12 protein-coding genes are annotated in these 13,612 nt (G+C 67.9%); 2 read left to right on the top strand and 10 right to left on the bottom strand.

The window, feature by feature from the left end; translation table 11 throughout:
- Positions 1-51: 51 nt before the first annotated feature.
- The 9 genes from ACIA8C_RS16650 to ACIA8C_RS16610 all read right to left on the bottom strand — a co-directional run bounded on the left by ACIA8C_RS16650 (position 52) and on the right by ACIA8C_RS16610 (position 9,169).
- Positions 52-1,119: an ABC transporter substrate-binding protein gene (locus tag ACIA8C_RS16650; protein WP_397135369.1), complete on the bottom strand. Its 1,068-nt coding sequence runs from the start codon at positions 1,117-1,119 to the stop codon at positions 52-54.
- Positions 1,116-2,003, bottom strand: coding sequence for an ABC transporter permease (locus ACIA8C_RS16645; protein WP_397135367.1), 888 nt, complete (start codon positions 2,001-2,003; stop codon positions 1,116-1,118). The genes ACIA8C_RS16650 and ACIA8C_RS16645 overlap by 4 nt, the downstream gene beginning before the upstream one ends.
- Positions 2,004-2,159: 156 nt before the next feature.
- On the bottom strand, positions 2,160-2,594 hold the full coding sequence (locus ACIA8C_RS16640) for a hypothetical protein (RefSeq protein ID WP_357379871.1): 435 nt from the start codon (positions 2,592-2,594) through the stop codon (positions 2,160-2,162).
- 62 nt (positions 2,595-2,656) lie between these two features.
- Positions 2,657-3,349, bottom strand: a complete 693-nt coding sequence (locus ACIA8C_RS16635) for a DUF2637 domain-containing protein (RefSeq protein WP_397135365.1) — start codon at positions 3,347-3,349, stop codon at positions 2,657-2,659.
- Positions 3,350-3,461: 112 nt separating this feature from the next.
- Positions 3,462-4,172 carry a type 1 glutamine amidotransferase gene (locus ACIA8C_RS16630; RefSeq protein WP_397135363.1) on the bottom strand — a complete coding sequence of 237 codons (711 nt, stop codon included), beginning with the start codon at positions 4,170-4,172 and terminating at the stop codon, positions 3,462-3,464.
- 73 nt (positions 4,173-4,245) lie between these two features.
- Positions 4,246-5,481, bottom strand: coding sequence for a MurT ligase domain-containing protein (locus ACIA8C_RS16625; RefSeq protein ID WP_397135361.1), 1,236 nt, complete (start codon positions 5,479-5,481; stop codon positions 4,246-4,248).
- A 71-nt stretch (positions 5,482-5,552) separates the two neighbouring features.
- Positions 5,553-6,188, bottom strand: coding sequence for a pyridoxamine 5'-phosphate oxidase family protein (locus ACIA8C_RS16620; RefSeq protein ID WP_397135359.1), 636 nt, complete (start codon positions 6,186-6,188; stop codon positions 5,553-5,555).
- A 49-nt stretch (positions 6,189-6,237) separates the two neighbouring features.
- Complete coding sequence (locus ACIA8C_RS16615) at positions 6,238-8,013, bottom strand: FAD-dependent oxidoreductase (RefSeq protein ID WP_397135357.1); 1,776 nt, start codon at positions 8,011-8,013, stop codon at positions 6,238-6,240.
- 208 nt (positions 8,014-8,221) lie between these two features.
- The gene (locus ACIA8C_RS16610; RefSeq protein ID WP_397135355.1) at positions 8,222-9,169 is read right to left on the bottom strand and encodes an EamA family transporter; all 948 of its coding nucleotides are present in this window, start codon (positions 9,167-9,169) and stop codon (positions 8,222-8,224) included.
- 145 nt (positions 9,170-9,314) lie between these two features.
- Between ACIA8C_RS16610 and ACIA8C_RS16605 the strand changes: the two genes are divergently transcribed.
- A complete protein-coding gene (locus ACIA8C_RS16605) occupies positions 9,315-10,244 on the top strand; it encodes a LysR family transcriptional regulator (RefSeq protein ID WP_397135353.1) in 930 nt (309 codons plus the stop codon).
- A gap of 250 nt (positions 10,245-10,494) precedes the next feature.
- Complete coding sequence (locus tag ACIA8C_RS16600) at positions 10,495-11,754, top strand: KasA/KasB family beta-ketoacyl-ACP synthase (RefSeq protein ID WP_397135351.1); 1,260 nt, start codon at positions 10,495-10,497, stop codon at positions 11,752-11,754.
- A 54-nt stretch (positions 11,755-11,808) separates the two neighbouring features.
- On the opposite strand, the gene ACIA8C_RS16595 is transcribed toward ACIA8C_RS16600, so the two are convergent.
- Complete coding sequence (locus tag ACIA8C_RS16595) at positions 11,809-13,275, bottom strand: AAA family ATPase (RefSeq protein ID WP_397135695.1); 1,467 nt, start codon at positions 13,273-13,275, stop codon at positions 11,809-11,811.
- Positions 13,276-13,612 lie beyond the last annotated feature (337 nt).

The following is a 13,612-nucleotide window of genomic DNA, read 5'->3' as shown; positions in this document are numbered from 1 at the left end:
GCTCCGCCGTGCCCGAAGGCCCTGTGCTGATGGTTCCCTCGCTACGCTCGCTCACGAGCTTGCCCCCTTGGCCGCGTCGGCGTAAATGCCGGTGCGGTAATCGGATTCGTTGCCGATAGCGTCGATTCCGCCCTGGCTCAACAGGAATTCGGCCGTCTTGTGCAGGTCGCCGCCGAAGCCGCCGCCCAGATACTTCGCGTCGGACTGCTCGGCCGCGCCGAGGTAGGTGTACTCGGCCAGCTGCGGTCCGACCAGCTTGGGCTCGATGCCGAGCTGCGCGCCGATCGAGACGGCCGCCTCCTCGGGCTTGGTCCGCAGCTGGGTCACCGCGTAGTCCTGCAACTTCGCCCAGACCACCGCGAATCGCGCGTTCTCGTCGAGGAACCGCTTGCTCGCCACCGCCAGATCGAAGGTCGGCGCGCCGGCGGCCGCGGTGTCGGCGCTGGACGTGACGATGTGGCCGCCGGATTCGGCGAGCTTGGACAGCGTCGGATCCCACACCCAGGCGGCGTCGATCTGGCCGCCGCTCCAGGCGCCGGGAATCGCGTCGGGTGTCATATTGATCAACTGCACGTCGTTACCGAGCCCGGCTTTGCTCAGCGCTGCGAGCAAGCTGTAGTGCGCGGTGCTGCCGAACGGCGTCGCGACGCGCTTGCCGCGCAGCCCGGCCAGCGAGGTGATCGACTTATCCTTGGCGATCAGCGATTCCGACTTGCCGATCACGTCGTGGATCCACAGCACCCGCACCGGCAGATTCAGCGGTGCCGACAGTGCCTTGGTCGCCGGGCTCGATCCCATGGTGCCGATGTCGAGGTTGCCCGCGCCGAACGCCTGGACCACGTCGGCACCCGAGGAGAACTGGCTCCATGCGACTTTCGCGTTCGGCAGGCAGGCGGCAAGCAGCCCGCGGTCCTTCACGAACAGATCGGCATTGGGGATCGCCTGGAAGCCGATCCGCGCCTGCGTGGTCACGCTGGGATCCGCGGCGAACGGGCAGGCGGCCGGTGCCCCCTCGGCGCCGGTGTCACCGCGTCCGGATTCGACACACCCCGCTGTCGTCGCGAAGACGGCCGCCACCGCCAGACCTGCGGTGGCCACCCGGCGTACTGCGGATTTCATACCTTGCCTTTCCACGGAACTGCTTTGGCACCAAGGAATTTGATGACCGAGTCGAGCACGAGTGCGGCAGCGCCGATCACGAGGATGCAGGCGATGGTCAGCGGCGTATTCAGCTGCGTGCCCGAGATATACGCGAGGCCGCCGATGCCGGGGATGCCGTTGTTCAGCTCGGCGGCGACCACGGTGGTCCAGGCGAACGCGGTGGCGATCCGGATGCCGCCGATCACCTCGGGCAGCGTCGCGGGCAACACCACCCGCGAAATGACCTGGGCGCGACCGGCACCCAGCGAGCGGGCGGCATGGAGATAGTCCTGCTTGACGCCCGTGACGCCGCTCAGCGTGGCGACGGCGATGGGCGGGAACGCGGCAAGGAACAGCAGCCAGATCTTCGACATGTCGCCGATGCCGAACCACACGATCAGCAGCCCGATGTAACCGAGCGGCGGCAGCGACCGCAGGAAGTTCAGGATCGGCTCGGTGACCAGGCGCACCGGGGTGAGCATGCCCATTACGAAGCCGACCAGCGGGCCGACCACAATGGCGAGGCCGACCCCCGCGCCGATCCGCTGCAGGCTGGCCAGCAGATGCTCCCACAGGTAATAGTTCTGCTCACCGATCACCGTGCGATCGACGCCCGCCGCGATCTGATGCCGAGAATTGGCCCGTACGAACGCATCCCACACCGCGTGCGGCGACGGCAGATACAGCTGATCGACCAGCCCGGTCGCCGTGAGCACCGCCCACAGGCCGAGCACGAGCGCGAGCGCACCGAGGCGCGTCAGCGCCGGGCCGAGCAGGCGGCGATAGTTTCGCGAGCGCCGCGGTGCGACGGTGGGCGCGTCCGCGCCGACCGTTGGCGCGTCCGGCGTGGTGATCGCGGTCATCCGGCGCTCGGTGGCAGTCCACGCCGATGCAGGCCCACGTCGGACACGGCACTCTCCTCAAAACTCGGCAAACCTCGACGCTATCCGCGCCGAGGGGGCCGAAGGGAGGGTTAGAAACTCCGTGAAGTTAATTGATCGTGGACGCGCGAAGAGCCGTCACCCTATTCCGTTGACGCTGCCGTTCATGCCGACGTGCTCGCCGATGTTGCCCGCCAGCCACTGGTTCTGCGCCAATGTCTCGAAAACGCAGATCAACAACAGCTTTCGACTGCGCCGACTCACCGAGTACTCGAGATCGGGCGCGGTTTCCGGGCCGCGCAGCGCACTGCTGATGCCTTTGCGCAGGTTCGGTTCCGACAGCAACCAGAACAATTCCGGCCCGATCAACACCGATTGCCCGCCGGTCTCGTGGAACCAGCGACCGGCGAATTCGATCAACAGGTCGGTGAACGCGTCTCCGCTTTCCACCGACTCGGTGAGTTGGCTCAGCGCACCCGATCGGTCCACACTGCTTTGGATCACCGAGGCGAGCCTGCTCGCTACTTCACGAAACTGATCGACGTCCTGGTCCTGCCAGACTGTGAGAGACATACGTTTTCTCCATCGCAGTAGTCGAGCGTGGGTGAGTTGGTACCGGGGACGTCACGGCGTGATTATCGGTGGTTGACCAGCTTTCGGCCGTCGGCGTCGAAGGTGTTGAAACGCATGGGGGTGTTCGGACCGGCGGCGAAGGGCCCCGTCGGCTTCGCTACCTCGTGCCCGTTGGTCGGCGAATGCCCGTTGAGCTGCGGCGATGTCACCATTTCCGGCATTTCCTCGGCCGCGATGAGGTGCTCGACTTCGGCGGCGTGGTCCGCGACGGGCCGTGCGGCGGTGCTGCGCGCCAACAGAATCAGCGTGAGATGCACGGCGAACAGCAGGGTCAACGGCATTCCGGCGTAGATGATCAACGACACCGGACCGCCGCCGATCTCCCGCGCGTATTCGATATTTCCGGCGACCGATACCAGCGTCGAAAGGACGAATAGCCCTGTCGCATACCACCAGCCGGCACTGCGTTTCGGGAATGACGCGGTGGCGACGATGGCACCGACGACAAGGCCGTCGATGGCGATCGGCACATTGGACGCCAGGTCGGCTTCCACCAGGTTGCGCACGGCCAGATGGTGCAGTGCGGCAAAAGACATCTCGAACGCCTTGAGCGCGACTACCGACGAAACGATCAGCGAAAGATACAACGGGCGCGGCCGTAGAATGCTGCGCCAGCGAGACCATATCGGTGGACGGCGTGGCATTACCGGCCGCGCCATTGATTCGGCAGGCAACCCCGGCGTGATCGTCGTCATAGCGGGGAGCGTAGCGTGCCGATAGCCCAGCACCCAGGAGCCGATCGGTCGAGTCGCGGTTATCGATCGATAATGCCGCAACCTGGCATTGTGCTATCTGGTGCTGGACTAGCTACGCGCGCAAACGTTCACGGCGGAGTTGCTCGACTTCCGGCATGGGCAGCGGAGCCAATTCCGTGACGCCGAGCGCCCTGGCCAGCAACAGATCGGCCAGTTCGGGATTACGAGCCAATGCGGGGCCGTGCAGGTAGGTGCCGATCACCGAGCCATGCACCACGCCCTCGAGGCCGTCGCCGACGCCATTGCCGATGCCGCGGGTTACCTTGCCGAGCCCGGTCGCGTCGCCGCCGAGTTTGGTGCCGCCACGGTGGTTTTCGAAGCCGGTCAGTGCCGCGCTGAGCCCGTCGAGCAGGGGCGCGGTGGTCACCTCGCCGATCGCGCGCTTTGGCTGCGGTGCGGTGGTCACGTCGATCATGCCGACGCCGTCGACGCGCTCACCGGACGACGTCTCGTACCACTGGCCGAGCACCTGGATGGCGGCGCAGATGGCCAGCACCGGAGTGCCATTCGCGGCCGCCTGCTGCAGGCCCGGGTAGCGCTGCAGGTGCCGGGTGGCCAGTCGCTGCGCCGAATCCTCCGCGCCGCCAAGGGTATAGATGTCCAGCGAGTCGGGAACCGGGTCGGCCAGCGTGATTTCGACGACCTCGGCGGCGTAGCCGCGCAGTCGCAACCGCTGCCGCAGCACCAGCGCGTTACCGCCGTCGCCGTAGGTGCCCATCACATCGGGCAGCACCAAACCGATGCGGACGGTCGATTCGCTCATGACTGCACCTCGCTGGCGCTCGGTTCCGTCATGCGCGATGCGCACTGCGACATGATTCGTTCGCTTCGCTCTCTCATGATTTGGCCTCGAGGTCGCGGTTGAGATCCCGGAATGCGGTGTAGTTTGCCAGCACCTCGACATGCCCCGCCGGGCAGGAGGCGATGGCGCGCAACGGATTCGGCACCGTGGTGTGCTCGACACCCGCGTAGGTGAGGCGGACCGCGAGGTCGGTGGCTCGCTCACCGGAGGCGACCACCTGGACGCCCTCGAAGTGCTCGAACCGCACGTCCCACAGCCAGGACAGGTCCTCGCCGTCGGGCACCTGCCCGTTCACCGCGATCACCAATCCGGCCGAGGTCGGCTCGATCATCGACAGCGCTTCCTGCCAGCCTGCCGGGTTCTTAGCCAGCAGCAGCCGGGCGGCATGCTCGCCTACCTGCACCGTTCGGTAGCGGCCCGCGATCTCGCGCACCGTGCCCGTCGCGGTGACCGCGGCCGCCGGATCGGCACCCAGCGCGATAGCCGCGGCGACCGCCTGCGCGGCATTGCCGCGGTTGGCCCGGCCGGGCAGGGCGAGTTTCAGCGGGAAGCGCTGTGCGTCGGGGCCGACCAGGTCATCGCCGTCCAGCCACCAATTCGGTTCGGGCCGTTCGAAATCCGCGCCGGTACTACGCCAGTGCTCACCCTCCCACAAGATCGGCTCACCACTGCGCGGGCAGCTGGTGGCATCTATCGACCAGCCGCTGCCCGCCGCCACCCACACCACGTTCGGATGGTCGTAGGCGATGGAGGTCACCAGCACGTCGTCGCAGTTGGCGATCACCACGGCGTCGGGGTGGCGGGCCAGGCCCGCGCGCAGTTTGCGCTCGATCATGTTGATCTCGCCGACCCGGTCCAGCTGGTCGCGGCTCAGATTGAGCAGCACGACCGCGGCGGGGTTCAGCGCGTCGGTGACGTGTGGCAGGTGCAACTCGTCCACCTCGATCGCGGCGAGCTCGACACCACGATGGGCGCTGAGCGCGGCCACGATGCCCGCGTCCATGTTGGCGCCGTCGGCCTGGGTGGCGACCTCGCCGAGCGTGCTGAGCGCCGCGGTGGTCATCCTGGTGGTGGTCGACTTGCCGTTGGTGCCGGTCACCAGCACGGTGCGTCGACCGCGGCCGAGCTGATCCATGATCGTCTTGTCGATCCGCAGCGCGATGAGCCCGCCGATCATCGATCCCTTGCCGCGTCCCGCCCGCTGCGAGGCCCACGACGCTGCCGCCGCGGCCCGCAAGGCGATTCGCCCACGCACCGAAATGTCTGCCACGCCGCGAGTCTATGTTCGACCCGCGTCACCGGCGCGGCCCGGGCCAGTGGCGTAGCCCACCCGGGCGGGGGCTAGCCCTGGTACAGCTTGCTGTTGTAGTTAGCGGGGGCGTAGTGATGTTCGAGTTCCTCGATGGTTTCGGTGATATCGGCCTGGACCTCTTTGACCAGGTGCGCCCAGGACGGCAGGCCGTCGTCGGGCCACTGCTCCGGGTGCCACAGGTTGCTGCGCAGGAACGCCTTCGCGCAGTGGAAATAGACCTGCTCGATATCGACCTCGACGGCGAGGATGGGGCGATGGCCGCGCACCACCATCTCGTCGAAGTAGGGGGCGTCGCGCACGAGCCTGGCGCGCCCGTTGATCCGCAGCGTCTGGCTGCGGCCGGGGATGACGAAGAGCAGGCCGATGTGCGGGTTGGCGAGGATGTTGAAGTAGCCGTCGGCGCGCCGGTTGCCGGGGCGCTCGGGAATCGCGAGGGTCCGGTCGTCGAGGACCCGCACGAAGCCTGCCGGGTCGCCCTTCGGCGACGCGTCGCAGTTACCCGCGGCGTCGCTTGTGCTCATAACTAGGAACGGGGTAGCGGCAATCCAGTCGCGATCCCGAGGATGCAGCGCGACCCGCTCCTTGTTTGCGGCGCGGGATCCCACCTCGCCGAGCAGGTTTCGCAGGTCGGCGGGGTCGGTGATCTGATCGATGGGCTCGCGCATACCCGATTCAAGCATCCGAATCGCGTTGGGCAGCGGGAGATCCGTCACATCAGAGCTGGACGTCGAACAGGTTGGGCCGGCCCGCGGCGTAACGATCCGCGTCGATCCGGCGCAGTGGTTCGAGCTCGACCGCCCGGTACAGCGTGAACATCTTGCAGCGTTCGGCATTCGAGCCGTCCACGTCGAGCAGCGCGTTCACCGCGGCGCGCGCCGACTCGTTGGCCCCCTCCATGGTCGCCAGGTCCACGTTCGTGCGGACGTAATCGCCTGCCAGGAACAGGTTTTCGAGCGCGCCGTGCGGTTCCGGCCGGAACTCCCACGAACCGGCGGTATTGATCAGCAGCGGGTCGGCGTTGGCGTTGCGGTGTTGACCAGCCTGCCAGGAGATGCCGGGATCGAGGTGCCAGGAGTGCAGGTCGGCGTCGCGCAGCACGTCGCCGCGGTCGTTGAGATGCGCCGCGATCTGCGCCCAGACCTCGCGGGCGATCTCGTCGTGCGTGCACTCCTTGGCGGGCTTGCCGTACAGCATGCCCGGGGTGTTCCAGTCGGAGACATCGACCGACAGGCAGTCCTGCACGGTGCCGTCGCCGAAGTCGGTGAATTTGCGGGCCCAGACCTGGTTCTGGTTGATCGAAGTCAGTGCCCACGGTGCGTCGATATAGGCGGTGTGGCCCCGGGAGATATCGGCGGGTCTGCGTAGGTAGAACTGGATGCCGTTCATCCAGTCGGAGAACAGCCGGTCCATCGTGGCCAGTTCGGGGCGCACGGCGAGCACGTCGGGCGACCACAGCGCGCGGGCCTGTTCGGCGGGCACGGCGACCACGAAGTAGTCGGCCTCGATGGTGCGTTGTGCGCCGGAGTCGTCCACCACGCGGGCCGCGGCGATCCGGCGATCGCGCACGTCGAGCCCGCGCACCTCGGTGCCGAGCTCGAACCGCACGCCGAGCTCGCGCATCCGCTGCAGCCACGGCTCGATCCAGACGGCGTTGGTCGGCCCGTTCAGCACTCGGTCGAGGCCGCCGTCGTTGCCGATCTCGGCGGGATTGCCGAGGAACTGTTCGCCCATGGTGCCGATGGTGCGGACGCTGGCGACGTCCTCCTTCGCGGCGACCATGATGCTGGTCAGCGTGCGCGAGAGCAGCGCGCGGAACTCGTGCGAGCGGGCATTGCCGCCGACGTAGTCGCGCCAGGAGGTGCGCTCCCACTGACCGAGGCGGCGGGCATCGCAGCTGCTGTTGAACACCAGCAGGCGGTTGGCGAAGTAGATGCCTTCGGTGGCAGGCATATTCAGCGTTGTCGAGATGGTGGCGCCGAGCGTCTCGCGGAAACCGTCCGGAGTGAACCCCGTTCGGGCGCGCGGGCCGAGCGGCAGCCGGAAGTCGTCGCCGTCGCGCCGGGCGAAGCGGGCCTCCGGCACCGCAACCAAGTTATTCCACACACCATTTGCGTTGCCCGCGAAGGGGATTCGGCGCATGGTGTCCGGCACGTGCTGATAGAAGCCTGGAAAGAAACGGAAACCGTGCTCGCCGGGCAGATCCGGCCTGCCGCCGGAACCGGTGCCGGGCACTGGCACGCTGCGCGCCTTGCCGCCCCACGCGCGACGCTCGAAAATCGTTACCTGGAAACCGCGTTCGATCAGCTCGTGCGCCGCGGTCAAGCCCGCGACGCCACCTCCGAGTACCGCGACCCGCCTGCCGCCCGGACTACCCGCGGCAGGCCCCGATCTCAGCGCTCCGGCCGTGAGTGCCCCCGCTGTCGCTACCCCCGCCGCAGCCGTTCCGCGAAGCAATGTCCTCCGCGATACGGTCCACCGATTTTCTGCCATGCGCCGCTCTGTTGCCTAGCCTCGGGACCTTTATTACACGTTGTCACTACTGTAAAGCGGCAGGTCCGCACCGGCGTACCCGCCCCGCGCCTGGCCCGAGGTGAAGGCTGATTCGGACGGCGGATGTGAGCATAGCGATATCGGCGATCGGATAGGCAAACCTGTGCCAACGGTTTCTCGAACCTCTTGGCACACATAAATATCCGCATCAAGCCTTGACGAGTTCGGGGGTTCCCGCCGCCGCGTCGAGTTCCGCGGCCTGAGCGCGGTCGACCTTCGAACGCTTGCCCGCGGTCGCGGCGAACGCGCCAACGATCACGATCACTCCGCCGACCAACGAGAGCGGGGTCGGGGTCTCGTCGAGGAACGCCCAGGCGGCGGCGATGCCGACTACCGGAACCAGCAGGGTGAACGGCGCGACGACGCCGGCGGGGTAGCGGCTCATCAGATACGTCCACAGGCCGCTGCCGACGACAGTCGCGAGGATGGCGGTGTAGGCGATCGCGACCAGCGCGGGCCAGCCGGTCGCGGAGAAGGAATCGACCACCGAGCGCAGGCCGGTGGTCGGGCCCTCGGTCGCGGCGGACAGCAGGAACATCGGCAGCGGCGGGACGACGGCGATCCACAGCGTCAGGTGCATGGTGTTGAGGCCCGGGGATTCGACGGTGGCCTGCCGCGCACCGATATTGCCGAAGGCCCAGCCGAGCCCGGCCGCCAGCGTCAGCAGCACCGGCAGCAGCGAGGCGTGTGCGAGGCGGTCCCAACCGATCACCGCCATGCCCGACATCGCCACCGCGATGCCCGCAACCTGCACCGGCCGGATCCGCTCACGCAGGAACAGCGCGCCGAGCAGCACGGTGAACGGCGCGGAGGACTGCAGCACCAGCGAGGCGAGTCCGGTCGGCATGCCCGCCCGCATCGCGGTGAACAGGAACGCGAACTGCAGGATGCCGAAACCGGTGCCGTACAACAGGAGCCAGCGCAACCGGACCTTCGGGCGCGGGACGAACAGCAGCACCGGAACCGCGATGACCGCGAAGCGCAGCGCGGCGAAGAAGAGCGGTGGGAAGTGGTCGAGTCCCGCGCGCAGCGCGAGGAAGTTCAGTCCCCAGAGCAGCACAACGGTCAGTCCGAGCAGGCGATCACGAGCGGTCATGCGGTCAATCGTGCGCGGGACTAACCATCAGAACAATCGAATTAATATGGACTATTGATGTAGTTTTGCTTCATGATCGCTGCACGTTGCCCGGTGTCTGGTCTGCCTCGGCAAAACCGTGGCTGACCAGCAGGATGGGCCGCCGATGTCGGTCGAGCGACTCCGCGTGCTGCGCGAATTCGCCGATCGCGGCACCATCGCCGCCGTCGCTGCCGCGCTCTCGATGACTCCGTCGGCCGTTTCGCAGCAGCTCAAGGTGCTCGCCAGGGAGGCGGGTGTGGCGCTGCTCGAGCCCGATGGCCGCCGCGTCCGGCTGACCGACGCGGGCCGGGCGCTGGTGGTGCGCGCGGACGAGGTGCTCGCCGCGATGGATCGCGCCGTCGCGGAGATGGCCAACTATCGGGGGTCGCCGCGCGGCCGGGTCCGGGTCGCGTTGTTCCCGTCGGCGGGCTCGCTGCTGCTGCCGCTGGTGCTGTCCGCGCTCTCGCACAGCGGCGTCGACCTCGTCGCGAGCGACGTCGACCTGCCGCCGTCCGAGGCCACCCGGCTGCTCGCCGACTTCGACGTGGTGCTTACCCATCGCGACGAGCGCGCCGCGCCGATCGCCGACCCGCGTATCGCCGTCCGCCTGCTCATGCGCGAGCCCATCGATGTTGTTGTCGCGCCGTTCCATCGGCTGGCCGGGCATGCCGCGGTGGCTCCCGAGGAACTGGCGGACGAAACCTGGTTGAGCGTGCGTGGCGGCTACCCGATCGACGACGTGCTCCGCTCGATCGCCACGCTCACCGGTGTGCAGCCACGAATAGCGCAGCGACTCAACGACTTCCGAGTGATCGAAGCCTTGGTGGCGAGTGGTTACGGCGTCGCGTTGATGCCGCGCTACTCGGTGTCGCACCCCGACCTCTCGCTGCTGCGCCTCACCGGTGTCCGCGCCGCCCGCATGTTCGAGCTGGCCATCCGCCCGCGTGCCGAGCGCAGCCCGGCCATCGCCGCGGTGCTTGCCGCGTTCCGCGACGCCGCGGCGAGTGTGGTCGCCGAGTCCGCGCCTAAGTCGACCGCCAAGCGGGAGAGGTGAACTCGTTATCGCGGTTGTCGGCTTTCCACAGATGGATCTCGCGATGATCGAGATAGTGTGACGCGAAGGCACTGGTACGGGAGTCGAGGGTAGAGCCTAAGCGGCCGACTGTTGTTGCGTCGTTGGCACATTCCCACAATTCCTGGGTGTGTCCTGTGAGAGTTCCGCACATGTCGCCACCCTGGTCCGCCAAATAGATTGCTGGACAGGCTTTCAGCGGTGCTGCTTTACGAAAGGACACGCGACAGTAATGCGTGATATCACCGAGTTCTCTACTCGCAACGGCGGATTCCGAAGTGTGGTGGTGACCGCGGTCGAGGTCTCCTCCGCGCTCGGCGCGGACACGGAGTCCACCTGGAAGGGTCTGTTGGCGGGGGAGAGCGGGGTGCGGCTTCTCGATGATCCGGAGGTCGAGAGCAAGCAGCTGCCGATCAACATCGGCGCGACGTTCAAGGCCGATCCGACCGCCGAGCTCGATCGGATCAAAAAACGGCGCATGTCCTATGTCCAGCAGATGGCCTATGTGATGGGCAAGCGGATCTGGGACACCCTCGGCGCGCCCGAGGTGGACAAGGACCGGCTCGGCATCTCGATCGGCACCGGCGTCGGCGGCGCCGAGGTGATCGTCGACTCGAACGACATCCTGCGCGATCAGGGCTATCGCAAGGTCTCGCCGTTCGCGATCCCGATGGCCATGCCGAACGGCCCGGCCGCGGTGCTCGGGCTCGAACTCGGCGCGCGGGCGAGCGTGGTGACGCCGGTGTCGGCGTGTTCGTCGGGCTGTGAAGCATTGGTGCACGCTTGGCGGTCGATCATTCTTGGCGAGGCCGACATCATTGTCGCGGGTGGTGTCGAAGGCCGGATCAATGCTCTTGCGCTGGCTGGCTTTACGAATATGCGCGCGTTGAGCTCGCGGGTGGCCGAACCGGAACGTGCCTCGCGCCCGTTCGACCGGGACCGGGACGGCTTCGTCTTCGGCGAGTCCGCGGCCTTGCTCGTGCTGGAGACCGAAGAGCACGCCCTGGCCCGTGGTGCCCGGCCGCTTGCCCGGTTGCTCGGCGCCGGTCTGACCGCCGACGGCTATCACCTGGTCGCGCCGGATCCGGAGGGTCGGGGCAATGCCCGCGCCATGCGCCGCGCGCTGCAGACCGCGGGCGTCGACGGCGCCGAGGTCGACCACGTCAACGCGCACGCCACCGGGACGCCGTTCGGAGATCTGGCCGAGGCCAAGGGCATTGCCGCCGCGATCGGCAAGCATCCGGCGATCTACGCGCCCAAGTCGGCGCTCGGTCATTCGGTGGGCGCGGTCGGCGCGCTGGAGGCGGCGATCTCGGTGCTGAGCCTGCGTGACGGCGTGATACCGCCGACCCTGAACCTGGACAACCAGGACGGCGACATCGCTCTCGACATCGTCAGCGGCGCGGCGCGCCACACCGACGTGCGGTACGTGATGAACAATTCGTACGGCTTCGGCGGCCACAACGCCGCGGTGCTGTTCGGAAAGTACTAGTAAAGAGTGCGGCCCCGAGGCGTATGCCTCAGGGCCGCAACATCTTTCGAATATCTAGTGCCCCATCGGGCCGGGGTGGCGATACTGCTGCGCGCCGACGTAACCGAAGTCGTCGGCGACCATCGCACCCAATTCCAGCAGGGCCCGCCGGGTCGGCTTGCTCACCAGTTCCAGATCGATCTCCGCGCCTTCGGCGAGGTGATCGTCGAACGGCACCACCTGGACCGCGCGAGTGCGGTCGAGGAAGAGCTTGCGCAACTGGTCGAGGTCGACCGTGGAGGCACCGCGGCGGGAGGCGTTGACCACGACGACGGTGCGCTCGACAAGCTTGCCGTAGCCGTGGTGGTCCAGCCAGTCCAGCGTGGCCGAGGCGCTGCGGGCGCCGTCGATGGCGGGCGAGGTGACCAGCACCAGCGAGCTGGCCATGTCGAGCACACCCGCCATGGCAGAGTGCATCAGGCCGGTGCCGCAGTCGGTCAGGATGATGTTGTAGAACGACTGCAGGATGCCGATGGCCTTGCGGTAGTCGGCCTCGCTGAACGCCTCGGAGACGGCCGGATCCTGTTCGCTGGCAAGCACTTCCAGTCGGCTCGGCGCCTGCGAGGTGTGTGCGCGCACGTCCGAGTACCTGCTGATGTGCTGGTCCTCGAGCAGGTTGCGCACGGTGGAGCGAGTCTGGCGCGGCACCCGGTGCGCGAGCGTGCCGAGGTCGGGATTGGCGTCGATGGCGATGACGCGGTCACCGCGCAGCGACGCGAAGGTCGAGCCGAGGCCGACCGTGGTGGTGGTCTTGCCGACACCGCCCTTGAGCGACAGGATCGCGATCCGATAGTCGCCGCGCACCGGCTGATTCACCCGGTCGACGAGGTCGCGGTAGACGACATCGGCCGCGGACTCGCCGGGGTTGAGCACGCCGCCGGTGGCCTTGTGCACCGCACGCCGCCAACCGCTGCGCGGCGCGCGGCGGGCGCGCTTGAGCAGGTTCAGGTCGTTGACCGAGTGGCCCGGCTGGCCCGGCGCGGGCACATGCTGCGGCTGGAACGGCTGCGCGGGCTGATGCGGATTCGGTCCACCCGGCCAGTTCGGCGGTGGCACCTGTCCCATCGGCGGGCCCTGCGGTGGCTGTTGCCCCAGCTGGGCGGGCGGCGGCTGATACGCGGGCGGCGGCGGTGGCTGGTGGGTCACCGGCGGTGGCGGCGGGGCCCAGCTGTAGATCGGCCCGGCCGGCTGATCGGCTTGCGGCGCACCGGCTTCGGAATGTTCCTGCGGTACCCGGCGGACCAGGCCGTCGGGGCCGATCTCCTGCCGGTACTCGCCGTAGCTCTGGTTCTGCTGCGGTTCCGGCGCGATCTGGTGGCTGCCGCTGTGCGCGCTCACCGGCTGGTACTGGCCGGTCTGGTACGGCTCATATGCGCCGGGTGGCGCGAACGGCCCGGCGTTGGCCGGCGGGTAGCCGCCGTACTGCTCGGCGGGCGCGGGCGGCGCGAAACCTTCGGGCGCGCCGTAGGGCTGCGGCGGCATCGCCGCGTGCGGGTAGGACACGGTCTGGTCGGTCGAGCCGCTGAAGTCGGGCTCGGCCGGTTCCTGATCCGGCTGGTCCGGCTTTTCGGCCTTCTCGGAGTCCGTCACTTCCACGTCGCCGGGCTGCTCTGCCGACGAATCGGCGGCTTGCTCCGACTCGGTACCGTCGGCCGTGTCCACCGATTGGCTCTGCAGCCAGGGCGGAGAGGTCGGGTTGTGGTCGTTTGTTGTCACAGTTCCCCCATCTGCTCGGTACTACGAGCAGAGAGCTCGGCGCTTGAGTGCGAAACCAACGCTAGCACGGGGTTCGCGGCCTCGCGTCGCGGTATGTGGCCTC

It is taken from the genome of Nocardia sp. NPDC051321 (genome assembly GCF_044455225.1).
Classification (GTDB): Bacteria; Actinomycetota; Actinomycetes; order Mycobacteriales; family Mycobacteriaceae; genus Nocardia.
Note: the sequence above shows the minus strand (reverse complement) of the source record. Positions and strands in the feature narration are given on the sequence as shown.